Annotated in this window: 25 protein-coding genes and 1 tRNA gene; 11 read left to right on the top strand and 15 right to left on the bottom strand. The window is 56.2% G+C overall.

Annotation, left to right across the window (positions count from 1 at the left end; genetic code table 11):
- Window positions 1–12: 12 nt before the first annotated feature.
- The 3 genes from olsF to AC0IM9_RS10675 all read right to left on the bottom strand — a co-directional run bounded on the left by olsF (window position 13) and on the right by AC0IM9_RS10675 (window position 4,901).
- Window positions 13–1,734, bottom strand: coding sequence for a bifunctional ornithine lipid synthase OlsF (gene olsF, locus AC0IM9_RS10685; RefSeq protein ID WP_482803985.1), 1,722 nt, complete (start codon window positions 1,732–1,734; stop codon window positions 13–15).
- A gap of 211 nt (window positions 1,735–1,945) precedes the next feature.
- Complete coding sequence (pntB, locus tag AC0IM9_RS10680; protein ID WP_140912655.1) at window positions 1,946–3,334, bottom strand: Re/Si-specific NAD(P)(+) transhydrogenase subunit beta; 1,389 nt, start codon at window positions 3,332–3,334, stop codon at window positions 1,946–1,948.
- Window positions 3,335–3,344: 10 nt separating this feature from the next.
- Window positions 3,345–4,901 carry a Re/Si-specific NAD(P)(+) transhydrogenase subunit alpha gene (locus AC0IM9_RS10675; RefSeq protein ID WP_482803984.1) on the bottom strand — a complete coding sequence of 519 codons (1,557 nt, stop codon included), beginning with the start codon at window positions 4,899–4,901 and terminating at the stop codon, window positions 3,345–3,347.
- Between the two features lie 157 nt (window positions 4,902–5,058).
- On the opposite strand from AC0IM9_RS10675, the gene AC0IM9_RS10670 reads away from it, so the two are divergent.
- Genes AC0IM9_RS10670 through AC0IM9_RS10655 form a run of 4 tightly spaced genes read left to right on the top strand, consistent with a single transcriptional unit; the run spans window position 5,059 to window position 8,579 of the window.
- Complete coding sequence (locus AC0IM9_RS10670; protein WP_482803983.1) at window positions 5,059–5,985, top strand: GGDEF domain-containing response regulator; 927 nt, start codon at window positions 5,059–5,061, stop codon at window positions 5,983–5,985.
- Window positions 5,986–5,988: 3 nt separating this feature from the next.
- On the top strand, window positions 5,989–6,912 hold the full coding sequence (locus AC0IM9_RS10665) for a hypothetical protein (RefSeq protein WP_482803982.1): 924 nt from the start codon (window positions 5,989–5,991) through the stop codon (window positions 6,910–6,912).
- On the top strand, window positions 6,909–7,586 hold the full coding sequence (locus tag AC0IM9_RS10660) for an HAD family hydrolase (protein ID WP_482803981.1): 678 nt from the start codon (window positions 6,909–6,911) through the stop codon (window positions 7,584–7,586). Before AC0IM9_RS10665 ends, AC0IM9_RS10660 begins: the two co-directional genes overlap by 4 nt.
- Before the next feature lie 33 nt (window positions 7,587–7,619).
- A complete protein-coding gene (locus AC0IM9_RS10655; protein ID WP_482803980.1) occupies window positions 7,620–8,579 on the top strand; it encodes a beta-ribofuranosylaminobenzene 5'-phosphate synthase family protein in 960 nt (319 codons plus the stop codon).
- Here the strand turns inward: AC0IM9_RS10655 and soxZ are convergent.
- Window positions 8,576–8,893, bottom strand: coding sequence for a thiosulfate oxidation carrier complex protein SoxZ (gene soxZ / locus AC0IM9_RS10650; protein WP_482803979.1), 318 nt, complete (start codon window positions 8,891–8,893; stop codon window positions 8,576–8,578). The two genes, AC0IM9_RS10655 and soxZ, sit on opposite strands and share 4 nt — an antisense overlap.
- Complete coding sequence (locus AC0IM9_RS10645; protein WP_482803978.1) at window positions 8,893–9,354, bottom strand: thiosulfate oxidation carrier protein SoxY; 462 nt, start codon at window positions 9,352–9,354, stop codon at window positions 8,893–8,895. The genes soxZ and AC0IM9_RS10645 overlap by 1 nt, the downstream gene beginning before the upstream one ends.
- A gap of 125 nt (window positions 9,355–9,479) precedes the next feature.
- Between AC0IM9_RS10645 and AC0IM9_RS10640 the strand changes: the two genes are divergently transcribed.
- Entirely contained in the window at window positions 9,480–9,674 is a 195-nt protein-coding gene (locus AC0IM9_RS10640; protein WP_140912663.1) for a hypothetical protein, read from the top strand.
- A 147-nt stretch (window positions 9,675–9,821) separates the two neighbouring features.
- Here the strand turns inward: AC0IM9_RS10640 and AC0IM9_RS10635 are convergent, their stop codons facing one another.
- From AC0IM9_RS10635 to nagZ, 3 genes are read right to left on the bottom strand one after another with little or no spacing between them, the layout of a single operon-like run.
- The gene (locus tag AC0IM9_RS10635) at window positions 9,822–10,565 is read right to left on the bottom strand and encodes an S-methyl-5'-thioinosine phosphorylase (RefSeq protein WP_140912664.1); all 744 of its coding nucleotides are present in this window, start codon (window positions 10,563–10,565) and stop codon (window positions 9,822–9,824) included.
- Window positions 10,562–11,107, bottom strand: coding sequence for a hypoxanthine-guanine phosphoribosyltransferase (locus AC0IM9_RS10630; protein ID WP_409563853.1), 546 nt, complete (start codon window positions 11,105–11,107; stop codon window positions 10,562–10,564). Before AC0IM9_RS10630 ends, AC0IM9_RS10635 begins: the two co-directional genes overlap by 4 nt.
- The gene (gene nagZ, locus AC0IM9_RS10625) at window positions 11,100–12,116 is read right to left on the bottom strand and encodes a beta-N-acetylhexosaminidase (RefSeq protein ID WP_482803977.1); all 1,017 of its coding nucleotides are present in this window, start codon (window positions 12,114–12,116) and stop codon (window positions 11,100–11,102) included. The genes AC0IM9_RS10630 and nagZ overlap by 8 nt, the downstream gene beginning before the upstream one ends.
- A gap of 63 nt (window positions 12,117–12,179) precedes the next feature.
- On the opposite strand from nagZ, the gene AC0IM9_RS10620 reads away from it, so the two are divergent.
- Window positions 12,180–12,587, top strand: coding sequence for a flagellar basal body-associated FliL family protein (locus AC0IM9_RS10620; protein WP_482803976.1), 408 nt, complete (start codon window positions 12,180–12,182; stop codon window positions 12,585–12,587).
- Here the strand turns inward: AC0IM9_RS10620 and AC0IM9_RS10615 are convergent.
- Together AC0IM9_RS10615 and xseA are read right to left on the bottom strand one after the other, a co-directional pair.
- Window positions 12,576–12,998, bottom strand: a complete 423-nt coding sequence (locus AC0IM9_RS10615) for an HIT domain-containing protein (RefSeq protein WP_482803975.1) — start codon at window positions 12,996–12,998, stop codon at window positions 12,576–12,578. The genes AC0IM9_RS10620 and AC0IM9_RS10615 overlap by 12 nt on opposite strands.
- A gap of 91 nt (window positions 12,999–13,089) precedes the next feature.
- Window positions 13,090–14,433, bottom strand: a complete 1,344-nt coding sequence (gene xseA / locus AC0IM9_RS10610) for an exodeoxyribonuclease VII large subunit (RefSeq protein ID WP_482803974.1) — start codon at window positions 14,431–14,433, stop codon at window positions 13,090–13,092.
- A gap of 150 nt (window positions 14,434–14,583) precedes the next feature.
- On the opposite strand from xseA, the gene AC0IM9_RS10605 reads away from it, so the two are divergent.
- Window positions 14,584–15,636: a cation diffusion facilitator family transporter gene (locus tag AC0IM9_RS10605; protein ID WP_482803973.1), complete on the top strand. Its 1,053-nt coding sequence runs from the start codon at window positions 14,584–14,586 to the stop codon at window positions 15,634–15,636.
- On the opposite strand, the gene AC0IM9_RS10600 is transcribed toward AC0IM9_RS10605, so the two are convergent.
- Window positions 15,599–16,258: a class I SAM-dependent methyltransferase gene (locus AC0IM9_RS10600; protein WP_482803972.1), complete on the bottom strand. Its 660-nt coding sequence runs from the start codon at window positions 16,256–16,258 to the stop codon at window positions 15,599–15,601. The two genes, AC0IM9_RS10605 and AC0IM9_RS10600, sit on opposite strands and share 38 nt — an antisense overlap.
- A 65-nt stretch (window positions 16,259–16,323) precedes the next feature.
- Here AC0IM9_RS10600 and AC0IM9_RS10595 point away from each other — a divergent pair.
- Both AC0IM9_RS10595 and AC0IM9_RS10590 read left to right on the top strand, forming a co-directional pair.
- Window positions 16,324–16,400, top strand: a tRNA-Asp gene (locus AC0IM9_RS10595).
- Window positions 16,401–16,523: 123 nt separating this feature from the next.
- Entirely contained in the window at window positions 16,524–16,952 is a 429-nt protein-coding gene (locus tag AC0IM9_RS10590; RefSeq protein ID WP_482803971.1) for an Hsp20/alpha crystallin family protein, read from the top strand.
- Here AC0IM9_RS10590 and AC0IM9_RS10585 read toward each other — a convergent pair.
- Window positions 16,949–17,464 carry an NUDIX hydrolase gene (locus AC0IM9_RS10585; RefSeq protein ID WP_482803970.1) on the bottom strand — a complete coding sequence of 172 codons (516 nt, stop codon included), beginning with the start codon at window positions 17,462–17,464 and terminating at the stop codon, window positions 16,949–16,951. The genes AC0IM9_RS10590 and AC0IM9_RS10585 overlap by 4 nt on opposite strands.
- A 66-nt stretch (window positions 17,465–17,530) precedes the next feature.
- On the opposite strand from AC0IM9_RS10585, the gene AC0IM9_RS10580 reads away from it, so the two are divergent.
- Window positions 17,531–18,154 carry a TetR/AcrR family transcriptional regulator gene (locus AC0IM9_RS10580; RefSeq protein WP_482803969.1) on the top strand — a complete coding sequence of 208 codons (624 nt, stop codon included), beginning with the start codon at window positions 17,531–17,533 and terminating at the stop codon, window positions 18,152–18,154.
- On the opposite strand, the gene lplT is transcribed toward AC0IM9_RS10580, so the two are convergent.
- The 3 genes from lplT to AC0IM9_RS10565 are packed head-to-tail and all read right to left on the bottom strand — an operon-like array spanning window position 18,099 to window position 22,271.
- Entirely contained in the window at window positions 18,099–19,271 is a 1,173-nt protein-coding gene (gene lplT, locus AC0IM9_RS10575) for a lysophospholipid transporter LplT (RefSeq protein ID WP_482803968.1), read from the bottom strand. The genes AC0IM9_RS10580 and lplT overlap by 56 nt on opposite strands.
- Before the next feature lie 48 nt (window positions 19,272–19,319).
- Window positions 19,320–20,108: an NYN domain-containing protein gene (locus AC0IM9_RS10570; RefSeq protein ID WP_278211660.1), complete on the bottom strand. Its 789-nt coding sequence runs from the start codon at window positions 20,106–20,108 to the stop codon at window positions 19,320–19,322.
- A complete protein-coding gene (locus AC0IM9_RS10565; RefSeq protein WP_482803967.1) occupies window positions 20,109–22,271 on the bottom strand; it encodes an AMP-binding protein in 2,163 nt (720 codons plus the stop codon).
- A gap of 286 nt (window positions 22,272–22,557) precedes the next feature.
- Here AC0IM9_RS10565 and AC0IM9_RS10560 point away from each other — a divergent pair, with 286 nt between their 5' ends.
- Window positions 22,558–23,922, top strand: coding sequence for a glycoside hydrolase family 30 protein (locus tag AC0IM9_RS10560; RefSeq protein WP_482803966.1), 1,365 nt, complete (start codon window positions 22,558–22,560; stop codon window positions 23,920–23,922).
- The last annotated feature ends 13 nt before the right edge of the window (window positions 23,923–23,935 follow it).

The raw sequence follows: 23,935 nt of genomic DNA, 5'->3' as shown, positions 1-23,935 counted from the left end.
GTGCGCGGTGGATTACCCGGCCAAGGATTTTTCGATATAACGCTGGCGTTTTTTCGGCGCGATTTTGTCGACTTCGACCATGATCAGGCTGTCGATGCAATTGTTGAAGTCCGGATCGATATTGAAATCGATGAAATGGCAACCCTTATCCACGCACAATTCCACGTATTGTTTGTATAAGGTGGGTACTTTGACCCCGAGTTTTTTCAATTCGCTGTTCAGTACTTTGAAGCTGGTCGAATAGTCGGCATTGAATTCGCTGGCGGCGAAGGCCTGGCCGGCCTCGGAAATGATGAACGGCTTGCGGGCTTTGGTTTGATGCGGCTCGGCACCGAATTGCTGCCGGTAAAAGCCGATGATCAGTTCTTTGGCGGCGTGCGGATAGGCGTTGCTGATGCTGACCGGACCGAACAGGTATTTGATGTCGGGCCGTTCCCTTAAATAAGCGCCGATGCCGTACCACAAATAATCCAGACTATGTTGGCCCCAATAACGCGGTTGGACGAAGCTGCGGCCCAGTTCGATGCTGTTGGGTAAGTAATCGACGAACTCGCCGCGCAAATCGAACAGGGTTTGCGTATAAAAACCGTCGATGCCGTGGCTGGCCATGATGGCCGGGCCGTCGCCGATGCGATAGGCGCCGACGATTTCCAGATCGTTGTCGTCCCACAACACGATGTGGCTGTAATAGATATCGAACTTATCCAAGTCTAGCGCCAGGCCGGTGCCTTCTTCCACGGTGCGGAAGGTCAATTCCCGCAGCCGGGCAATCTCCTGCATCACCGGGCAGTCGTCGCGGAACTGGTACAAAAAAATTTTTTTGCCGTCGCGAGTTTCGCCCAGTAAGCGGGACTGGAACAAGGCCTTTTTGACTGCTTTGGTATCGGACGGATGCACCACGGTGGCGACCGTATCGAACAGCGGCGCCTTGTTTTTCTTGCCCAGGTTTTGCACATGCTTACGAAAGCGCTGGCTGAGTTGTTTGTTGGTTTCCGGGCTGTCGGCGAGCGCTTGGAACGGCACCGGTGCGCCGACCAGGAATTTGATTTCCTGGCCTTTTTTGTTGAACATCTCCTTGACCAGCAACATCGTGCCCAGCGGTTTGTAAAGCGTCGAGGCGCTGTAAAACAAGGCCGAATTCTTGGCCTTGATATAAATCGGCAGTACCGGCGACTGGGTTTTGCGCGCCAGTTTGACGAATCCGCTTTGCCAGGCGCCGTCGCGGATGCCTTTGGGCGTGATGCGCGAAACTTCGCCGGCCGGGAAAAAAATCACGGCTTCTTCGTTTTTCAGCGCGTCGATCATGGTCTTGTACACGTCCTTGAACTTCTTTTTTTCGGACAGCACGTCGACCGGCAGGAAGATCGATTGCAACGGTTCCATGTGGGATAGCACGCGGTTGGCGACGATGCGTACGTCGGGCCGGACCGAGCGGATCAGTTTCACTAAGGCCAGCCCGTCCAGGGTGCCGATCGGGTGGTTGGCGACGATGATCAGTCGGCCTTCGGCAGGGATGTTGTTGTAGGAGTCGTTACCGATCTGGTAACTGAAGTTGAAGTATTTCAGCAGTTTGTCTAAAAACGCAAAGCCGCGTAAGTGCTGGTTTTTGCGGATCACGTCGTTGAAATCGTCTTCGTGGATCAGCTTTTTCAAAGCTTTGACCACCAATGTGTTGTCCTTGCCTAATTTGAAGTCGGGGTAGGTTTCATGCAGTATGCGTTCGGCGTCGATCATCGAAGAGAGTCCAGAAATAACGGTATGCCGCGAATTCTAGACAGCGAATATGTCAGAAATATGTCAAAGCTGGCGCTGGGGGCGGAGGGCCGGAAAACCGGCTTGAACTCGAATGCCGGCCCGCCTTGGCGTAGACGGGCCGGTTGCGATGTTGTCGGCGAGAACTTTATAGGCTTGCCGAAAACTGATCTCGTGGAGCTTGGCCGGTAAATCAGCCTTGCAGCGCCTTTAATAAAGCCTGCAATTTATCGTTGGCGTCGCCGAACAGCATCCGGGTGTTGTCGTGAACGAACAGCGGGTTGCCGACCCCGGCATAGCCCGACGCCATCGAGCGCTTCATGACGATGGTGGTACCGCCTTTCCAGCATTCCAGTACCGGCATGCCGGCAATCGGACTGTTCGGATCGTCCAGGGCCGACGGGTTGACAATGTCGTTGGCGCCGATGACGATCGAGACGTCGACGTGGGGGAAGTCCTCGTTGATTTCGTCCATCTCGAATACGATGTCGTAAGGCACTTTCGCTTCCGCTAACAACACGTTCATATGACCAGGCATCCGCCCGGCGACCGGATGGATCGCGAAACGCACCTTCTTGCCGTGGCTGGTCAGGTATTTGGTAATTTCATTGACCGTGTGTTGAGCTTGGGCAACCGCCATGCCGTAGCCGGGGATGATGACGATGTCTTTCGAATCGCGCAGCAGTTGTGCGGTTTCCTCGACCTCTATCGGCTGCACTTCGCCGACCACTTCCGCCGCTTCGCCGCCGGCACTGCCGAAACCGCCGGCGATTACGCTCAAGAAATGGCGGTTCATCGCCCGGCACATGATGTAACTCAGAATCGCACCGCTGGAACCGACCAAAGCACCGGTGACGATCAGCAAGTCGTTGCTGAGCATGAAGCCGGTGGCTGCCGCTGCCCAGCCCGAGTAGCTGTTCAGCATCGACACCACCACCGGCATGTCGGCACCGCCGATCGCCATCACCATATGCACGCCGAATACCAGAGCGATCGCGGTCATGATTAACAGCGGGGTCATGCCGCCGCCGGTTTCGGTGCCTTGCAGGAAGCTGCCGCCGAGGACAAAGGTGGCGACGAACAGGCCCAGGTTCAACCAGTGGCGGGCCGGCAGTAATACCGGCTTGCCGTTGATTTTGCCGCAGAGTTTGCCGAAAGCGATCACCGAGCCGGAGAAAGTGACGGCACCGATGAAGATGCCGATGTAAATCTCCAGTTCGTGAATCGTGCGCTCGACTCCGGTGAGGGTGTTGGAGTGGTCGAGAAAGCTGGCATAACCGACCAGTACCGCCGCCATACCGACCAAGCTGTGCATCAGCGCCACCAGTTCCGGCATTTGCGTCATTTCCACCTTGGCGGCGGCACGGGCACCGATGGCGCCACCAATCAACAAGGCTACACTCAACCAGCCGTAGGCAGTGACATCTTCGCTGAGTACCGTGGCAATGATCGCAATCGCCATGCCCAGCATACCGAAGTAATTGCCGCGCCGCGAGGTGTCTTGCCGGCTGAGGCCGCTCAAGCTGAGGATGAATAAAATAGAGGCCGCAATATAGGCCATGGTTACCATTCCGTTAGACATTGCGTTTCCCCTATTTTCTGAACATGGCGAGCATGCGCCGGGTGACCAGGAAGCCACCGGCGATGTTGATCGAAGCGATCAGGATCGCCAGGGCCGACAGGCCGGCGACAATTTCGGTGGCTGAAGACACTTGCACCAAAGCGCCGATGACGATGATGCCGCTGATGGCATTGGTTACGCTCATCAATGGCGTGTGCAACGATGGTGTTACGTTCCAGATCACCATGTAGCCGACGAAGCAGGCCAGCACGAATACGGTGAAGTGAGCCAAAAACGAGGCCGGCGCCACCGCGCCGACCCCAAATAACGCCAGGCCGGCCAATGCCATCGGCAAAAATTGCCGTACCGGCTCCGGTAGCAGCGGTTTTTTCGCTTCGATGGCGGTTTCCGCTACGGCCGCAGCGGCCTTGGGGGCGGCCGACAATTGCGGCGGTGGCGGCGGCCAGGTGATTTTGCCTTCTTTGATGACGGTGGCGCCGCGAATTACTTCGTCGTCGAAATTGACGTTGAGCGTACCGTCCTTGGTCGGACACAGGTCGGTCAGCAAATGCCGTAAATTGGTGGCATACAGTTGGCTGGACTGGTTGGCCAGCCGGCTCGGTAAGTTGGTGTAACCGATGATGGTGACGTCGTGTTTGACCACGACTTGGTTCTTCTCGGTCAATGCGCAGTTGCCGCCTTGCTCGGCCGCCAGATCGACGATGACGCTGCCCGGCTTCATCGAGGCCACCATCTCGGCGGTGATCAGTTCCGGCGCCGGTTTGCCCGGAATCAATGCGGTCGTGATGATGATGTCGACTTCCTTGGCTTGCTGGGCGAACAAGGCCATTTCGGCGGCGATGAATTCTGCGGACATCACCTTGGCATAGCCGCCGCTGCCGGAGCCGTCTTCCTGGAAATCGAGCATCAGGAATTCGGCGTCCATACTTTCGATTTGTTCTTTCACTTCCGGCCGGGTGTCAAAGGCACGGACGATAGCGCCCATGCCCTTGGCGGCACCTATGGCAGCCAGACCGGCGACGCCGGCACCGATCACCAGCACTTTGGCCGGCGGGATCTTGCCGGCGGCGGTGATCTGGCCGGTAAAGAAGCGGCCGAAATGCTGGGCGGCTTCGACGATGGCGCGGTAGCCGGCGATGTTGGCCATCGAGCTTAACGCGTCCATTTTCTGCGCCCTGGACATGCGCGGCACGCTGTCCATCGCCAGTACCGTGGCGTTTTTGGCGGCTAATTTCTGCATCAGCGCTTCGTTCTGCGCCGGCCAGATGAAACTGATCAGATGTTGCCCGTCGCGCAGTAAGTCGGCTTCGTCGATGCCGAGTTGCGGATGGTGCTGCGGGGCGCGGACTTTCATGACGATGTCGCTTTGCTGCCACAATTCCTGAGCCGTACCGACAATCTGCACGCCGGCTGCGCGATAGGCGTCGTCGGAGATGTTGGCGTCTGCTCCAGCGCCGCTTTCCAGCAGCATTTCGAACCCCAGTTTTATTATTTTTTCCGCGGCTTCCGGCGTTGTGGCAACGCGTTTTTCGCCGTCGTAGATTTCTTTGGGAACACCGATTTTCATAATTTCTCCTGTTGTGTGGAGGGATATAACGGATCGCATAGGCCGAAAAACCCGCGGGCGAGAATAGGTGATTGATTGGCTTTAATCAATTGTTTTCTGCGGCCTGCCGGATTTAAGCTATCATCGCGACCCTGCCCATGCCGTTGATAATCTGACGATGAAAATTTTGGTAGTAGACGATAGCAAAACCATTCGCCAACTGGCAGCCGAGTGTTTGCGGGAAATGGGGCACGAAGTGGCTTTCGCGGAAAACGGTGCCGAGTCGTTGCAATATGTCGCCGATCACGATGTGGATCTGATTCTGATGGATGTGGAAATGCCGAATTTGAGCGGATTCGAAGCCACCAAAGCGATCCGCGAGCTAAAAAAAGCCGATTGGTTTCCGGTGGTTTTTTTGACCACGCACGATGACGACGAATCGTTTGTTCACGGCGTGCTGTCCGGCGGCGACGCGTACTTGTCCAAGCCGCTGAATCCGGTGCGCCTGCGTTTCACGGTCATGGCGATGGAGCGGATTTACGTGATGCGGGTGAAGTTACAGCAAGCTCAGCAGGAATTGCAGCGGGTCAATCGCGAATTGGAACGTTTGACCTTGCTGGATCAATTGACGGGATTAGGCAATCGCCGCCAATTCGATAGCAATTTTTCGATGCAATTTGCGTTGGCAAGGCGAACCAAATCGCCGTTGACCTTAATAATTTGCGACATCGACTATTTCAAACAATACAACGATAGCCGCGGTCATCCGCAAGGCGATGCTTGCTTGATCGAGGTGGCGCAAAGCATACGCGCCCAACTCGAGCGCGACAGCGATCTGATTTGCCGATACGGCGGCGAGGAGTTTGCGGCCATATTACCGGACACGCCCCTGTCCGAAGCCAGGCGTCTGGCGGAGCTGATTCGCGAGGATGTCTGGAACAAGCAGCTGCAACACGACGCGGCGCCGGGAGGCTATGTCAGTCTGAGTTTGGGCGTAGCGACGTTCGTCGGCCAATACAAATCTCCGCATAGCATGCTGGAGGCGGCCGACGCGGCTCTATATAAAGCCAAGCAGCACGGCCGCAACCGAGTCGAGATCGACTAAGCCGTGTATTTCGCCAAGGATTTCGTCGAGACTGCCGAAGGCTTGATCTTCGCTGCCGTCAGCAGTGGATTGGAGCAGGGCAAGGTTCTATGTTTTCTGCGCTATTTGCGCGTCGATGGCCGCTGGCGCAAAGTCGGCACCGATTTTGCCAACGATTTTTTGCGCCAGTCTTATCCGCACTATTTGCATTATTCGGCGGTGATCGACGCCGACGTCCACGCCGTACCGGTGTCCGCGATCGTTCGGCACTACCAGCCCCGCAAGCAATTGCAAGCACTGTTGCGGCAGCAGCCGGCCGATGCGGTGTTGGCTGACTTGCAGCACTTGTGCCGGCTGTTTGGCGAAAATGGTTTGGCGCTGGAATTGTTCGGCGTCACCGGTTCGTTGCTGGTGGGGGTGCAAAACCGCGATTCCGATATCGATCTGGTGTGTTACGACCGCGACGAGTTTCATCGTGCCCGCTATACCGTGCAGGCGCTGATCGCTCAGGATCGACTGCAGGCCTTGAACGATGCCGATTGGCTGGAGGCCTACCGGCGCCGCGCCTGCGATTTTGCGCTGGACGACTACATCTGGCACGAGCAGCGCAAATATAACAAGGGCATGATCAATCAACGCAAATTCGATTTGTCGCTACTGAGCGAAGCCGACTCGACGACAGCAAACTACCGCAAGTTGGATTTTGCCCGGATAGAAGCCGAAGTGGCCGACGACCGTTTCAGTTTCGATTATCCGGCTTGTTTTGCGCTGAAACATGCCGAGATCGACAGCGTGGTCAGTTTTACCGCGACCTTTAACGGCCAGGCCCAACAAGGCGAATGGATTCAGGCCGCCGGCTGGGTCGAAGTCGATGAACATGGCCGCAAGCGTCTGGTAGTCGGTTCCACCCGGGAAGCCATCGGCGAGTACATCAAGGTGTTGCGTTGACGTCTTGGCGATTGGCGGGACTGATATTCGACCTGGACGGGCTGGTCTTGGATACCGAGACCACTTATTTCGCGGCGTGGCGGCGGGCGGCGGCGGATATGGGTTGCGAATTGTCGGACCAGTTTTGCACCAGCTTGTCCGGTTGTTCGGGTGATGTGGTTCGGCAACGCTTGCAGGAGTATGGCGGCAGCGGATTCGATATCGGCGCATTTCAAAGCTTGAGCAGCCGCTATTGGGTGGAGCACGTTGAGCGCCACGGAATCGCCGTCAAACCTGGTTTTTGGGCGGCTTTGGCCGCCGCCAACCGCTGCGGCTTGAGTTATGCGCTGGCGACCAATAGCCGCCGCGCCAACGCCGAACGCTGCCTGCAAGCGGCCGGATTGCAACAGGTGTTTACCGTCATGGTCACCGCCGATACCGTGATGCGGGCCAAACCGGCGCCGGATCTGTTTTTGCGTGCCGCCGACGCCTTGGCTTGTCCGATTACCGATTGCCTGGTACTGGAGGATTCGCCGGTCGGCGTCCGGGCGGCAAAAGCCGCCGGCGCACGCTGCATCATGGTGCCATCGACCGCGGCGGCGGAGCCGGAGGCTGTCGGCTTGGCCGATAAGGTGATGGCCGATTTGTACCAAGTCGCTGATTTACTCTCGGCTCAGGGCTCGCTTCCGCTATAATGCCGCCTCATTTTTGCTAAGGGAATCCTGGTGGTGAAAGCGCAATTCCAATCAGTCACAGTGATCGCTCCGGCCCGACTGCACATGGGGTTTATCGATCTGAGCGGCGGCTTGGGACGGCATTTCGGCAGCATCGGCGTAGCCTTGAACGAAATCAACACTCGGCTCAGCGTCAGCCTTGCCGACGAGTTGACGGTTAGCGGGCCGGGTGCCGAACGCGCCCGCCGCTGCGTTGGCCAGTTTTGCGAATATGCCGGAGTGCCTGACCGGTTGCGGATCGATATCGCCGCAGCGATTCCGGAACATATCGGTCTGGGTTCGGGGACGCAAATGGCGTTAGCGGTCGGGGCCGCATTGAACCGATTTTACGGACTGGGCCTGTCGGTCCGGGAGATTGCCCAGTTGTCGGACCGCGGTGCCCGTTCTGGAATCGGAATCGGGATTTTCGAAAAAGGCGGGGTGATCGTCGACGGCGGCCGTGGCCCCAATACCGTGACGCCGCCAGTGATCGCACAAATGGCGGTTCCGGATGCCTGGCGTTTCGTTTTGGTTTTCGACCAACGCGGTCAAGGATTGCACGGCGAGCAGGAGGTCAGCGCTTTCAGCGAATTGCCGCCGTTTCCGCAGGCCCAAGCCGAACGCTTGTGCTATCTGCTGTTGATGCGCGGTTTACCGGCTTTGGCTGAACACGATCTGCAGCAATTCGGCGATGTCATCACCTTATTGCAGCAAGCCGTCGGCGAACATTTCGCGCCGGTGCAGGGCGGCGTGTTCACCAGCCCCGAAGTCGCGGCGGCAATGGCTTACCTGGCGGAGCAGGGCGCGGTCGCCATCGGCCAAACCTCTTGGGGGCCGACCGGTTTTTGCGCCGTGGCCAGCCCGGAAGTTGCGGATGGCTTGCTAGCGGACTTGCGGCGCAAATTCGCGGATTCGCCGTTGAGTTTTACGCTTGCCAGCGCCAGAAACCTGCCGGCAGAGTTGATCGACGGCTAGCGGTCAAGGTCGATTCGATGTTCGGCGCTGTCGCTCGTACCGAGGTTATCGCGCCAGTCAACGCGAAGCACGTCGCCGTCGGCAGCTTGCTTCAACCGAAAACTGAAGAAGGGATTCTTCGACACGCTGCCCGCCATATTTACCGTCAGTAGCGGTTGCGCATTCAATGTCAGCGACAACTGTTCGATGAAATGGGCCGGAATCAAGTTGCCTGCGGCGTCGCGGTTGCGGCCGTTTTCCATCGGATGTTCGATCAACACCTTCACCTCGATCAATTCCCCTTCCCGCCGGCTGCGCACCTTGATGCTGTTCATTAACCGCTCCCGCAGCCGCCGCGCATCACATTGACCCAACGGCTACAACGCAATAAGCCGCCGTCGCGGCGGGCGATCAGGGTCACTCGGCAGGATTCCGCCAGTTTGATCCGCGCGGTGAGATATACCGCCACCACCGGCGCCAATTCGAATTCGGCAACCAGCGGCGTCGGATTTTTATCGGCCAATAGATAAAGCCGATCGATGCCGTCCAATTCGCTGCGGATCGTCACCGGCACCACCGCACCGTCTTCGGCGATTTCCGGCAGAATCAATTCAATTGATTCGCTGTCGACGACGGCTTGGTCGCCGAATAGTTTGGCATAACGATCGGTGAAGTCACTGACGGCAAAATCTTCAGCCACCCGCGCGGCAATGCCGTCTGCCGTGTCGGCAAGCAGTAGCCCGCCGGCCGCCAATATGCCGCTGTGTTTCAGAAACTTCCGCCGAGAATGCGCCATCGGGCTGTAATAACCATAGAAAGATTGACGTATATCAAAATTCCGTCCGGTTCCTTTGTTATCTTGTGCCGCGTTGAAAACATTTTCAGCACCACCACTAAAAAACCAGAAAAGGAAGGTATCAAATGAACGAAGTACAAGAAAAAGACAATTTTTGGACATACATAGCTGTTGCCGTCGTATTGGTCGCCGGCGCGGTGCTGATGGTAAAAAATGCCGAACACGACAAATATGCAACAGCAGCCAAAAATATCGCCGAAGACTCCAGTAATTCGGCTTACCGTTCCGACGTACTGCATAAAGGCGGTCTAACCAAATAAGCTTCCGCCGTCGAGCCGGAGCGATCTTCTCCGCAAAGGGCCGGCTCGACCAGACGGATACTTATAGGAACCGAGGGTGTCGGTTCCGATCTTTCACGGGGGTTGGCGCAATTGTCCGGGTCGCGCCAGCTCCCGTTTTTGGTTGAATCATGTCGGCGACGACAGCACTGTTGCCTTTAGCAGCTTAATTGCATTGCTCATACCGGTCAGCAGATTCTTCTCGATTTCGGCCATCGTGATTTCGCCGTCGACGATGCCGGCCGCCCAGTTGGCAACCACCGAAATGTTGGCGTATGGAATTTCCAGTTCCCGGGCCAGCGCCGCTTCCGGCATTCCGGTCATACCGACCAAATCGCAACCGTCGTTGGCCATACGTTTGATTTCCGCGATCGTCTCCAGTCTCGGCCCCTGGGTGCAGCCGTAAACGCCCCCATCGTATACCTCGATGCCGGCTGTGTTGGCGGCCCGCAGGATACGCTGCCTCAAACTCGGAGTATACGGTTCGGTAAAATCGATATGGGTCACGTGTTCCAGCTCGTCGGCAAAAAACGTGTGTTCGCGGCCGTAACTGTAATCGATCAATTGTGTCGGAATCGCAATCTTGGCCGGTCCCATCGCTGCGCCGATGCCGCCGACCGCGGCGACGCCGATGATCTCAGTGGCGCCCAGTTGGTGCAAACCCCAGATATTGGCGCGGTAATTGATTTTATGGGGCGGAATCCGGTGCGGATTGCCGTGTCTGGCCAGGAATATCAGGGAGTGTCCATTCAATTCGCCGAATACGTATGGCGCAGATGGTGAGCCGAACGGCGTTTCCAGGGTTTGTTCGCCGGTAATGCTCAGTTCTGCGATTTGGGTCAGGCCGGTGCCGCCGATAATTGCCAATGTCATAACACTTCCTTGCAGGCGAAGACGCCCGGTGCGTTTCTCAAATAACCCTTGTAATCCATACCGTAACCGAACAAGTAGTGGTTGGCTACGGTCAAGCCGACGAAGTCCGGTGTAACCGGCTTTTCCTGATCCAGTTGTTTGTCGAACAACACGGCGGTGAAGACTTGTTCCGCACCTTGCTCCAGACAATAGTCGATGATGCCTTGCAGCGTGTGGCCTTCATCAAGTATGTCGTCGACGATCAATACCGAGCGTCCCGAGAGCGGGGTCGTCGGCTTGTACAGCCAGTGCAGATCGCTGCCGGACGTGGCATTGCGGTAGCGGCTGGCATGGATACTATCCAAGGTCAAAGGGAAGTCCAGCCGCGGCAGTAATTTGCCGGCGGCGATGATGCCGCCGTTGATGACGCATAACAGCAATAGATTAGTGTCGGCCAAGGTCCGATTGATGTTGGCCGCCATTTGGTCCAGCGCCGCCTCGACCTCGGCCTCGCTGTGCAACAACAGCGCCTGTTGTTTGACCAACTCGATTTCTTCAAGCAAAGGATTCATAAAATTCGGTGATTAGTTGGGAAAATTGGCGCCATTGCGGGTGTTCGGCCAAATTGTCCAGACTCAAGTTGCTGCGACCGCGCATGGCTTGCAGGCGTCGTTCGCGCTTTTCGTCGCGGTTGGTCGGTAAAGTGTCCAATACCTGTTCGGCGGCCGTCGAGTTATTGCACACCAGCAGCATGTCGCAACCGGCTTGTTGAGCCAATCCGGCGCGCTCGTTGAAGTCGCCGATGCTGGCGGCGCCGGCCATACTCAGGTCGTCGCTGAAAATGGCGCCGTCGAAACCCAATTCCCGGCGCAGTACCTGTTGCAACCAAATCTCGGAGAAACCGGCCGGATAGCGGTCGACCTGCGGGTAAAGCACATGCGCAGGCATTACTGCTTCCAAGCCTTCCGCGATCAGGCGCCGGAACGGGACCAAATCCTGGCGGCGAATGACTTCCAGGTCGCGCTCGTCGATCGGTAAGTCCAGATGCGAATCCAGTGCCACCGCGCCATGGCCGGGGAAGTGTTTGCCGGTGGCGGCCATGCCGGCGGCGCGCATGCCGGCGCGGAATTTGCCGGCCAGTTCGGCGGCTTGTTCCGGGACTTGAGAAAACGAGCGGTCGCCGATGATCGTGCTGATGCCGCAGTCCACATCCAGCACCGGGGCAAAGCTGAAGTCGGCGCCGACGGCCAAAATCTCGCTGGCCATCAGCCAACCGGCCGCTTCCGCCAGTTCCGGTCGCTCGGCGTAACGCGCCGCCGCCGGCAAGCGGGTAAAGCCGGTTTGGAAGCGTTGGACCCGGCCGCCTTCCTGGTCGACGGCGACTAGAATATCGCCGTTGCGGGCCTGACGAATGTTGCGGATCAATTCGGCAACCTGTTGCGGATTTTCGTAATTGCGGGAAAACAGGATCAAGGCGCCGGTATTGGGATGAGCGATTTTTTCTAGGTCCAGCGCAGTCAGGCTGTGGCCTGCGATGTCGATCATCACCGGGCCGATAGCGAGTGGTTTCATCGTGATAAATGCAGAAAATGGAATATACTTTTTGGCGTTACCACCACATTATATGAGGAATCCGTGCGAACATTTATTTTGTTGCTCTGTTTAGTAATGGCGCCGCTTACGGCGCAGGCCAACTCGGGCGAGAAAAAAGCCGACGAAAGCGCCGGGCCGGTGATCGAATACATCGAAATGAAGCCGAAATTCACGGTGAATCTGGCCGAACCGAAACGGTATCTGATGATTAACGTGCAGTTGCTGGTAGAAGGCGCCGAGCATGTCGAGAAAGTCAAAAAACATATGCCGCTGTTGCGTCACGAAATGATCATGATGTTGAGCGGCATGCATGTCGCGGATGTACAGTCCATGGAACAACGCGAGGCCTTGCGCCTGAAAACCAAACAACTGATTACCGACTTGCTGGTTAAAATTCAAAATAGCGACGGTTTCAGAGATGTCTTCTTTTCCGAGTTTTTAATCCAATAACCATTCTCCCAGCGTTTCGCGCAGTTGCGCGAGGCGCTGCTCCGGTTGTTCGCCATTGTAGGGCAGAGCTGGAAACTTTCCCCAAACCGGCGCCGGCCAGGCTTTGTCGCTTCGGTAACGCGCTACGTGATGCAGGTGTAGTTGCGGTACCAGATTGCCGATTGCGGCGATGTTCAGTTTGTCAGGCCGGTACAACCGGTCTAACGCCTCTGCCAACAGGCAGGACTCTTCCAGCAGCTTATGCCGGTCCGCGGGATTTAACTGGTATATTTCTGTGATATCGGCTCGACGCGGCACCAGGATGAACCAGGGATATTGGCTGTCGTTCATCATCAGCAGTTCCGACAGTGCCAGACTGCCAACGCTAAAACAATCCCGTCGCAATTGCGGGTGAAGTTGAAAATCGGTCATTGCTACCTCTTATAAATGTCGGTCGATTCCGCCGCAGGCCGAATTGGTGTTGCCTTCGCCGGCAGTATTCGGGGGTTTTTCCAAAGCAAAGTTAACCGTCGGCAATATCGGTGATGCGACTGACGATTCGGCCGTCGGCCAAGCGGGTATCGAGCAGATCGCCGGAGTTTAGCTGGCTTACCGACTTGATCACCTCTGCCGAGCCGTGGCGCCGAACGATAGCATAGCCGCGTTCCAGTGTGGCCAGTGGGCTGACGGCCTGCAGGGTTTGCGCTACGGCAGCGTGACGGCTTTTTAACACTGCAATTTTACCGTTTACCGCAGCCTGAAGCCGTTGCCGGAAAAATTGCAATTGCCGTTGCTGAGCATTGATTGCCGCCAGCGGTTGGTTGCGGTACAAGCGCTGTTCGCGGATCGCCGCTTGCTGGCGGGCATGAGCCAGCCGGTTTTGCATCGCATGTTGCAGGCGCAGTTCCAATTCGTCCAGGCGTTGAGCATTGCGTTGCAGCTTCTGGCCGGGATGCTGGCTGCGCAAGGCTTTTTCCAGCCACTCCAGCTGCTGGCGCTGACGCAGTAGTTTTTGCTGTATCAGTCGCTGCAGTTGGCGCTCGAAGTTGGCAAATGCGCCGAGCAAGCTATTCGCATCCGGTACCACGCATTCGGCGGCCGCCGACGGCGTCGGCGCGCGCATGTCGGCGACGAAATCGGCGATGCTGAAGTCCACTTCGTGACCGACGGCGGAGATTACCGGAATCTTGCTGGCGGCAATGGCACGGGCGACGATTTCCTCGTTGAACGCCCATAAGTCTTCCAGCGAGCCGCCACCGCGGGCCAAAATCAGAACGTCGGCTTGCGGATCGCGATTTGCTTTGGCCAATGCCGCGCTGATTTCGAATTTAGCGTTCTCGCCCTGTACCGCAACCGGATAAATCAGGACCGGTATCGCCGGAAAACGCCGTCTCAATACGCTGAGGACATCGTGAATCGCGGCGCCGCTGGCCGAAGTAATCACGCCGATGCAGTCCGGCAGGGTAGGTAGCGGTTTTTTGCGTTCCTGGTCGAACAAACCCTCGGTCAGCAGTTTCTGTTTCAGGCGTTCGAACGCAAGCCGCAAGGCGCCGTCCCCGGCTTCGGCCAGATGTTCCACCACCAGCTGGTAATCGCCGCGCGGCTCGTACAAACTGACCTGGGCGGTGGCGATAACCGAGTCGCCATTGGCCGGTTTGAAACGTAATCGTTGCTGCTGACCCTTGAACATGGCGCAACGAACCTGGGCCTGGGCATCTTTCAACGTGAAGTAATAGTGGCCGGACGAAGGCAGGCTCAGGTTGGATATTTCGCCTTGGACCTGCACGGTTCGAAAGTGGTTGGCCAACAGGCGCTTGGTTTCGCGGTTGAGTTCGGAAACGCTGTAGATAGCTTCGGAATCGGTCATTGAACGGGGTAGGGGGCTGCTTAGCTTAATGACTCTATTCTAAGCCGATTCTGCGGTTTCCGGTCGGCTTCTCCCTAGCAGCGGTTTTTGCCGGAGAGCTGGGTTAGAATGGCGCGGTTAAGGTTTTGGTGGACGACAAGGATTCGACTCATGCATGAACATCAACTCGGCAATTGGCAGCATTCTCATGATTTCGCCAGGATTAACCGTAAAGGCGAGCGGCGGACCAAATGGGTGCTGGCACTGACCTTTACCACGATGTTGGTGGAAATTGCCGCCGGCATGCAGTTCCACTCGATGGCTTTGCTGGCGGACGGCTGGCATATGGCGACTCATGTTGTCGCCTTCATGATCGCTATTTTTGCCTACCGCTACAGCCGGATTCATCAGCACGACCAGACGTTTGCGTTTAGTCCGGCCAAGGTTAGCGTATTGGGTGGTTTCGCCAGCTCAGTCGCCTTGGCGATGGTGGCATTCGTGATGGTGGTCGATTCGATCGAACGCTTGTTGGCACCGCAGGCCATTCATTTCGACGAAGCGATTTTGGTGGCCGAAGTCGGTTTGTTGATCAATCTGGTGAGTGCGTTGTTATTGGGCGACCATCATCACCACGACCACGACCACGACCACGACCATGACCATGACCATGACCATGACCATGACCATGACCATGACCATGACCATGACCATGACCATGACCATGACCATGAACATGAACATGAACATGAACATGAACATGAACATGAAAGCCGCGGCCACCACGACCATAACCTGCGAGCGGCCTATCTGCACGTGGTGGCGGACGCACTGACCTCGGTATTGGCGATTATCGCGTTGTTAGCCGGTAAATATTACGGCTGGGTCTGGTTGGACACCGTGATGGGCTTTGTCGGTGCCGGGGTGATATTGATTTGGGCGGTCGGTTTGATCAGGGACACCAGCCCGATTTTGTTGGATCAAAGTATCGATTCCGCTTACGCTGCCAAAATACGGGCCGTTTTGGAACAGGACGGCGAATGCCGCGTTGTCGATCTGCACATCTGGCCAGTCAGCGCCAACCACTACGCCGCCATTATCGGTCTGGTCACGCAGCGCCCGAAGCCGCCGCAATATTACAAGCGCCTGCTGGCGAGGTTCGGCAACTTGGATCACGTCACGGTGGAAGTCAATTGCTGCGTCGGTGCTGACTGCGTTGCAGAATAATGACATCGTTGCCAATGAATTCGGTCGCGCAATCGTAGCGTTCGGCCAGCCACGTCAAAGTGGGTCGCGAGAAAAAAGCGATGTGGGTAGGGTCGTTCTTGTAATGCCAGCGGCTGAAGGCGTCCGCATCGATTACCAATTTAGTCATGATACCCAGCCAACCTCCGGGGCGAATCACACCGAACAGGCGGCCAAATTCTCGCCCAGGCTCGCGAAAATGCTCGATGACTTCGGTGCAGGTGACAAAGTCGTATTGCTGCTGCAAATGTGCGCCATGATCGGCATAAATCGGGTCGTAGAGTTTGACGCGATGTCCGTATCCCGCGAGCATGCTGGCCAGTGCCGGACCGGGGCCGCAGCCGTAATCCAGCCCTTCCGAGCCGGGCGGTAACAGGCCGGTCAGCGGTAACGCCAGCCGCGACAGAAAGTTAAGGTAGCCGGCATCGTTCAAGTGGTTTTGATGCAGATCGTAAATCGCTTTTTCGGCGTCCGGGCTTAAATGTTGGCTGCTATCCACAAACACCAGCCAACATTTTGCGCAGCGGCGGTAATCGCGTTGCCGGTCGCGATGAAAATGGTTTGTTTCATGGCTGGTGCAAAGCGGGCAGGTCGAGTTGTCCATGGTCGATACCGATTTTTTACTTGACCGTATTTTATCAGCTCGTATAATGAGCGGCTCACCAACGCGGAGCGGTAGTTCAGTTGGTTAGAATACCGGCCTGTCACGCCGGGGGTCGCGGGTTCGAGCCCCGTCCGCTCCGCCAATCGTTTTCTCTCATCTCCTTTCGCTCTCGAGCCGCAACAATTTCCTGGGATTTTCCTCGGTTGCAATGCCGGCCCAATTTTGTATCATCGCATTTCCCGCAGAAACTATAAGGAGAAATGCTATGAGCAGCTTGAGTCCATTTGTCGGCGGTAATCTGTTTGACGAGTTGTTTCGGGATATCAGTCCGGGCTATTGGGTTCGTCCTTTACACGGCGATCCGTTGCCGGCGCAGATTAAAGTCGATATTAAAGAAAATCCGAACGAATACGTCGTTCACGCCGAATTGCCCGGTGCCGGCAAAGAAAACATCCATGTCCAGATCGAAGGCAACGTAGTCAGTATCCGCGCCGAAATCAGCCAGATCGACACCCAGAACAAGGACGACAAACCTTTGCGCAGCGAGCGTTATTTCGGGCAGGTCTCGCGTAGTTTTCAGTTGCCGGTCGAGATCGATCAAGGCGCCAGCAAAGCTCGTTACGACAACGGGATCCTGACTTTGAATCTGGTCAAAGCCCAAAACAAAGGCGGCCAGCGTTTGAGCATTGATTAACCGCCTGCCGGCGGCACAATCTGGCGGTAACGCCGCCAAATTATCTTGAAGGTTTCGGTCATGGTCGGGTCGTCTTTGGCGACCCGATCGTCTATGGCAGTGGGCGGGAACCAGCCGCCTTCGTCTATTTCGTCCGCTGCCAATCGGAACGGCCCGTTATGTTGGGCTTGGTAGACCTGAATAAACTCCATGCCCACTTCAGGGCAAGCCTCCAGTTTGAATAAAGCTTTCAAATCGGCGGCGGCCACTCCCAACTCTTCTTCCAGCTCGCGCGGCGCGCAATCGGCGTAGGTCTCGCCGGCGTCGACATGGCCGGCGGCAGACGTGTCCCACAGACCTTTGTTCAGATCTTTCAGCATCGAGCGTTTTTGCAAAAACAACTGGTCGCGGTCGTTAAACACCAATATATGCACAGCGCGGTGACGGCGGCCGGTGGCGTGGATTTCCTGGCGCGGGCGCTGTTCCAGAATGCAGTCGAGTTCGTCGACCACGTCGAGCAGTTCGTTTGACATGTCAGCTATCGATTCCTATGGCAAGGTCGTGTATCGTAACCGTTTTTGATGGATTATCGAGCGAACATGGCAAGAAGAAGCGAGCATAGTCAGGAGCAGATCCGGGAAATGGTGCTGAAGGCGGCGGAAACCATTGTTATTGAGGATGGTTTTAATGCTTTGACGGTCAGGAAGATTGCGCTGGAGATCGGCTATACGGTCGGCAGCATTTACATGGTGTTCGCCAATATGAACGATCTGGCAACCCACGTTAAGGCGCGGACTTTGGAGCAACTTGCCGAACACCTGCAACAAAGCGTAACCGACGGCGGCGCCGAACAGCAGTTGATGGCGCTGGCGGATACTTACTTGCAATTCGCAGCCCGCCATTTCAACCGCTGGCGGATGATTTTCGATGCCCAGAGCGATGCGCCGGTACCGGATTGGTACCAAGCCAAGGTCGAACAAATGTTCGCGATTGCCGAAACCTTGTTCGGCCAGCTAGCGCAGGATGTCTCCGCCGAGCGGAGCCGGCTGGCATCGCGTGCGTTGTGGAGCGGCATCCACGGCATCTGCATCCTCTCCTTGACCGGCGAGCAGCACGCCGGCGAAGTCGAAGCCGCGAAAAAGGCGGTGGAGTTGTTGGTTTGGACTTTTATTCAGGGCTGGAAGATTGCGCCGAATCCGGCAAATGCCATGCCACCAGAATAGTCGCTACCAGCAATAGCAGCCCCAATCCGACCATAGCCGCGATTGGAGTCACCTGTTCCGCTGAGGCCAGGGTATAGCAACCGACCGCCAGCAACATTGCCGCGTTTTGAAAAAAGTTTTGCATCGCCACTGCGCCGCCGCTGCCGATGCTTTGTTGGCCAATTTCCTGCAAGGCGGCGTTGATCGGCACGATAAACAATCCGCCGGCGGTCCCCATCAAAAACAGCACGCCGCGCGCCGGCCAGATCGCGTCGGTAAAACTTAATGCCACAATCAGCGCACTCATTGCATAGGCAGGAATCCTTGCCCGGCGCAGATGTTCCAGCGGAATCAAGTGGGGTGCCAGCGCTGAGCCGGCGATGATGCCCAACGCCAGAAATAGCGTCAGGTTGGCAATGTCGCTGGCATTGTGCAGCATCAACACCAACGGCGCCCAGGCGATGATGATGACCCGGACGCTGGCCGCCGCCGCCCAAAACAGGGAGGCGCCCAACACCGCAAACCGCGAGCGCGGTACCGACAGAAAATCTTTGACCTCGCGGTAAAACAGCAGGATTTTCGAGCCGCCGCCTATCGTTTTGCGCAATCCTGTCGGCAAAAACAGCGTCGTCGCAGCCGACACCGAGTACAGGCCGATCGTGGCCAGCAAAGCCCAGGTGACGGAATGGTCGGCCAGCTTGGCGCCGACCAGCATACCGGTCAGTATCGCTAAAATGGTCGAGCCCTCGACCCAGCTATTGGCTTTGACCAAGGCATTGTGTCCGGCCAGCTCCGGCAATATGCCATATTTGGCCGGGCTGTAGAGCGTGGCGCCGACGCCGACCAGGCAATAAGCCAGCAAAGGTTCGACCTTGACCAGCAATAACCCGGCGCCGCCGGCTTTGATCAGATTGGCGATGATCAGTACCCGCGACTTCGGTTGGCTGTCGGCAAAGCCGCCCGCCCAGGGCGCCAACGCGACGAAAGCCACCAAAAATACGCTCTGCAATGCCGGCACGTACCAACTGGCCGGTTCCGCTTGTTGCATCACCATTGCAATGACTGTGAACAAAATGGCGTTATCGGCAAAGGCCGAGAGAAATTGCGCGACCAGCAACGGGTAAATGGATTTGTTCATGCACGTTCTCTTTAGTTTATTTTGATAAGATTCGTGGAGTAATTCTAACTAAGCCTTTTGTCGCTTCTTGTCTCTATAAAACATCCTAGTAGCGTTAGTTCCTTTCATTTTTTCATGAGTAAATTCGAATAATGTAGTTGCTTCAATTAATGTTGAAAGTTTCGAATATCCATAATTTCTAGAATCAAAATCAGGGAATTGTCGTTTGATCAAGCTTCCCGCCAAGCCCAAGAGTGCCCAACCATTCTCATCTGAACATTCCTTTGCGGCATTTCTGAGGCTGTTGATGAGTTTTGTATCCATACAAAGTTGTTGTCTGGTCCATTGGTTTTTGATCAAGGGAAGTGTTTTATCTGTAAGTGTGCTTGAGGTTTTTTCTTCAGTATCCGAGGAATCAAGTGTTACTAAAACATCAATGTAAATAAAATCATCACACGCATTTCTAAAAGAGATAGGGGTTTGCCTCTCTCCAACACCATACACATGGAACTGCGATTCCTTTAATCGAGTTGCCAATCTAGTAAAGTCACTATCACTTGAAATAATCGCAAACGCGTCAAATTTATTTGAATATAGTAAATCCATCGCATCGATTATAAGTGCCGCATCTGAGGAGTTTTTGCCTTGAGTATAAGAGAACTGCTGTATTGGCTGTATTGCTAATTCATTGAGCTTTTCTTTCCAATTTTTTAATGCAGATGAAGCCCAGTCACCATACGCTCGTTTCACGATTAAATAGCCATATTTGGATAGCTCAGTAATTATTGCCTCAAGAGAGGTTAGGCGCGTGTTTTCAGCATCGATCAGAACAGCGAGTTTCTTTTCGAGATGAAGCATTTACTGCCCTTCCTGGATCATCATGAGGTTGTTAGCAACCTCTGTAGCGCCCGGATAGTCGATTTTACCGGTGGCCAACACCGGCAGTTTTTCCAGCACGAACAATTTTTTCGGCAAATTGATGGCCGCCACGCCCGGCGAGGCTTCGGCCAATTGCTTCAACGTTGCGTTGCGCTGGGTGGTCAGCAGGATGATTTGTTCGCCCTTGCGCGGGTCGGGCAGGCTGACCGCGGCGTGTTGTGCGTCCGGCCAGGCCTGGATCGCCAATTGCTCGACCGCGGTCAGCGACACCATTTCGCCGCCGACTTTGGCAAAGCGCTTGCTGCGGCCGCGAATGTGAATAAAGCCCTCGTCGTCGACGTGGACGATGTCGCCGGTATCGTACCAACCTTCGCCGTACTGCGGCGAAATCGGGGGCGTCAATACGCCGGGATTATCCGGCAATAAGTAGCCTTTCATGATATTCGGCCCGGCCACGTGCAGCCGGCCGGCGCCGTCGATGCCCGGTACCGGCTCCAGATGGTGCAGCATGTCGGGCATGAAGCGGCCGACGCTGCCGGCTTTGTAGTCCATCGGCGTATTGACCGATGTGACCGGAGCCGTTTCGGTCGCGCCGTAACCTTCCAGAATCCGGATGCCGAATTTGTTCAGCCACAGGGTGCGGGTGGTTTCCTGCAATTTTTCGGCGCCGGCCACGACATAACGCATCTTGTAAAAATCGTAGGGGTGGGCTTTTTTTGCGTAGGCCGCCAGGAAGGTGTTGGTACCGAACATGATGGTGGCGCCGACTTCGTAGGCCATTTCCGGAATCACCGCATAATGCAGCGGGGACGGGTAGAAAAAGCTGACCATGCCGTTTAACACCGACATCATCGTGCCGACGGTGAAACCGAAGGAATGGAACATCGGCAGGAAATTCAACACCACGTCGCCCGGTCCGAAATCGATGCGGGCGCGAATCTGCTTATGGTTGGCCAGAATGTTGGCATGCGACAGCACCACACCTTTGGGCAAGCCCTCCGAGCCGGAAGTGAACAGTACCACGGCCGCGTCGTCGGCATCGTATTCCCGGCTTTTGTACCAGAGTCGGGCGGTTTTGCCCTGCAGCCACGCCGCCGCTTTGTCGAAGCCGGTCAGCGCCGCCGCCAGATCCTCCAGATAGACCAATTTCACTTGCTCAGCCAGTGTATCCGCTTCGGTTTGCAAATGCGCGGCTTCGATGAATTTGCGCGAGGTCAGCACGGTTTTGACCCGACCGGTGCGGCAGGCGGCAGCCATCCCGGCGGCGCCCAGCGAGTAATTCAGCATCGCCGGGGTGCGGCGGTAAAGTTGCAGGCCCAATATCACGTTCAAGGTCTTGCAACTGTTCGGCAGCAACACGCCGACGTTTTCGCCGGACTCGGTAATGGATTTCACCAATTTGCCGACCGCGATGCTGCGCGTAATCAACGTGTCGTAACTGACCGGTTTGCGCTCCAGGTCCTCGGCAATGGCATAGTTGCCGCCGAAAATGGTGCGGGCTTCCAGTAGCGCGGCAAAAATGGTTTGCCGGTAATGGCTGGTGGCAAACATCATTTCGCTCATGATGTCCGACAAAATATGGCCGCTATGTTTGCGGCGGGCTTTGCCGGTGACGTCGCCGTGGGTTTCGATGCGGGTCGGGGGCAGGATGTGGAGGGTGATGCGCGGAAACCAGCGTTGTCTGACCTTATCGCCCAATTTGGAGAAGCGGCTGAATTCGGCGCCGTCGATCCGCACCGGCAGCAGCGTGGCGCCGGATTTATCGGCGACCATGCCGGTACCGTCGTATATTTTCATCAAAGTACCGGTGGTGGTGATTCGACCTTCCGGGAAAATCACGGTTTTGGTGTCCTGCTGCATGTGGTGGATCAGGGCTTTCAACGACAGCGGATGGGTCGGGTCCATCGGGAACACTTTGGATAGCCTCAAGAACGGTCGCAACCACCAGCGTTCGGAGATGTGGGTATTGATGGCGAATGTGATGTCGTCCGGTAAAAACACGCCCAATAACAATGGATCGAGAAACGAGGTGTGGTTGGCGACGATCAGCACCCGGTTGCCGGCTGCGGCGTAATTCTCCAGACCGTTGACCTTGACCCGATAAAGTAGGGTTAACAACCAGCGCAATACGATTTTCAACATAAATTCCCTCCCCGGCGCAGTTTAGCAGACAGTAAAGATAAAGACCGGGGCTACTATAAAATCAAATTAAACAATGTTCAATTGAATTTTACAGTCTCCAATTTTGCATTGCCAAATCCGACCGTCGTTAGCGGAAAGCAGCCGGCGCCAAGCATTTCGCATTTTTTCGGCGGATTTCATTATCATGTCGCTGCGTCGAGCTGCGGGGCGCGAGGAGCGAACAAGCCTATAGCACGCTGCCAAAACCGCCGCCGAACTCCCGTTCAACGATCATGCGAGATCCATCATGACCCAGATTTCCAGTCCCGAGCCGACCCAGGCCATCTCAGTTTGGCTGACCAGCGCCGACCGCAGTCGCTTATTCGAAAAGGCGCAGGATGTGCTGTTTTTTCAAGCGGGCGATGGCCTCGGCCCGGCGATTACGCTGGACCCGGAACAAGTTCGGCAAACGATCGAGGGATTCGGTTTTTCGGTGACCGGCGGTAGCGCCATGTTGATCAGCCGCTTGCCGACAGACGTCAAACAGAAGTTATTGAATGAATTGTTTTTGGCCGACGCCGATGGCATAGGCGTCAGTTTTTTGCGGTTGAGTATCGGCGCGTCGGATTTGAGCGAGCAAAGTTATTCCTACGACGATCTGTCGGCAGGGCAAACCGACTTCGAGTTGGCTCATTTCGACCTGGATGCTGGCGACTGCGAGGTGGTGCCGCTGTTGCGGGAAATCCTGGCATTGAATCCTGAGATCAAAATCATCGCCACGCCCTGGTCGGCGCCGCGCTGGATGAAAACCAACCAAGCTTCTGTCGGCGGCAAGTTAAAGCCGGAATGTTATGCGGTTTACGCCCAATATTTCGTCAAATACCTGTTGGCGATGCGCGAACGCGGTATCGCGATTAACGTCATCACACCGCAAAACGAACCGCAAAACTTCAAAAACGACCCGAGTATGGTGATGGAGGCGGCCGAGCAAGCCGAGTTCGTCAAAACATACTTAGGTCCGGCGCTGGCTGAGGCCGGTTTGGCCGAAGTCGAAATCTTGTGTTGGGACCACAATTGCGACGTTAAAGAATATCCGTTGGCGGTGTTCGCCGACGCCGGCGCCTGCAATTTTTTGCGCGGCTCGGCTTGGCATCTTTATGGCGGCGATATTTCGGTAATGTCGGAAATGCACGCGGCCTATCCGGACATGAAGTTGTATTTCACCGAACAATGGGTCGGATCGGACGGCGAATTCGGCGGCGATTTGATGTGGCACATCCGCCATGTGTTGATCGGCGCCTGTCGCAATTGGAGTAACGCGGTACTGGAGTGGAATCTGGCCGCCGACCCGTTCTGCTGCCCGCACACGCCGGGCGGCGAGGCGCGCTGCGTCGGCGCTTTGACCATCGACGGCGAGCGGGTCGAGCGTAACGTGGCGTACTACATCATCGGCCATGCCGCGAAAACGGTAAGGCCCGGCTCGGTAACAATCCATTCCAGCGACGATTTGTTGCCGAACGTGGCGTTCGTTACCCCGGAAGGCAATCTGGTACTGATCGTGTTGAACGACCGTGATGCGGCCGTTGGTTTCGATATCCGTTATCGAGCGCTTACGGCCCGCGTCGAAATCCCGGCCAAGAGCGTCGCCACTTATCTTTGGCCGGCAAATTAATCCGCGCCGGCTG

The organism is Methylomonas sp. Uni0011, from assembly GCF_056850255.1.
This window is presented reverse-complemented; position numbering and strand designations above follow the sequence as displayed.

Coding starts and splice junctions, on each gene's coding strand:
- AC0IM9_RS10570 (WP_278211660.1), bottom strand. CDS start 20,108: ATGCTTCATCTCGAAAAGAAACTCGCTGTTCTGATCGATGCTGAAAAC.
- AC0IM9_RS10640 (WP_140912663.1), top strand. CDS start 9,480: ATGAACGAAGTACAAGAAAAAGACAATTTTTGGACATACATAGCTGTT.
- AC0IM9_RS10645 (WP_482803978.1), bottom strand. CDS start 9,354: ATGGCGCATTCTCGGCGGAAGTTTCTGAAACACAGCGGCATATTGGCG.
- olsF (WP_482803985.1), bottom strand. CDS start 1,734: ATGATCGACGCCGAACGCATACTGCATGAAACCTACCCCGACTTCAAA.
- lplT (WP_482803968.1), bottom strand. CDS start 19,271: ATGAACAAATCCATTTACCCGTTGCTGGTCGCGCAATTTCTCTCGGCC.
- AC0IM9_RS10560 (WP_482803966.1), top strand. CDS start 22,558: ATGACCCAGATTTCCAGTCCCGAGCCGACCCAGGCCATCTCAGTTTGG.
- xseA (WP_482803974.1), bottom strand. CDS start 14,433: ATGACCGATTCCGAAGCTATCTACAGCGTTTCCGAACTCAACCGCGAA.
- AC0IM9_RS10590 (WP_482803971.1), top strand. CDS start 16,524: ATGAGCAGCTTGAGTCCATTTGTCGGCGGTAATCTGTTTGACGAGTTG.
- AC0IM9_RS10605 (WP_482803973.1), top strand. CDS start 14,584: ATGCATGAACATCAACTCGGCAATTGGCAGCATTCTCATGATTTCGCC.
- AC0IM9_RS10675 (WP_482803984.1), bottom strand. CDS start 4,901: ATGAAAATCGGTGTTCCCAAAGAAATCTACGACGGCGAAAAACGCGTT.
- AC0IM9_RS10635 (WP_140912664.1), bottom strand. CDS start 10,565: ATGACATTGGCAATTATCGGCGGCACCGGCCTGACCCAAATCGCAGAA.
- AC0IM9_RS10615 (WP_482803975.1), bottom strand. CDS start 12,998: ATGACCGATTTTCAACTTCACCCGCAATTGCGACGGGATTGTTTTAGC.
- AC0IM9_RS10670 (WP_482803983.1), top strand. CDS start 5,059: ATGAAAATTTTGGTAGTAGACGATAGCAAAACCATTCGCCAACTGGCA.
- pntB (WP_140912655.1), bottom strand. CDS start 3,334: ATGTCTAACGGAATGGTAACCATGGCCTATATTGCGGCCTCTATTTTA.
- AC0IM9_RS10565 (WP_482803967.1), bottom strand. CDS start 22,271: ATGTTGAAAATCGTATTGCGCTGGTTGTTAACCCTACTTTATCGGGTC.
- nagZ (WP_482803977.1), bottom strand. CDS start 12,116: ATGAAACCACTCGCTATCGGCCCGGTGATGATCGACATCGCAGGCCAC.
- AC0IM9_RS10580 (WP_482803969.1), top strand. CDS start 17,531: ATGGCAAGAAGAAGCGAGCATAGTCAGGAGCAGATCCGGGAAATGGTG.
- AC0IM9_RS10600 (WP_482803972.1), bottom strand. CDS start 16,258: ATGGACAACTCGACCTGCCCGCTTTGCACCAGCCATGAAACAAACCAT.
- AC0IM9_RS10585 (WP_482803970.1), bottom strand. CDS start 17,464: ATGTCAAACGAACTGCTCGACGTGGTCGACGAACTCGACTGCATTCTG.
- soxZ (WP_482803979.1), bottom strand. CDS start 8,893: ATGAACAGCATCAAGGTGCGCAGCCGGCGGGAAGGGGAATTGATCGAG.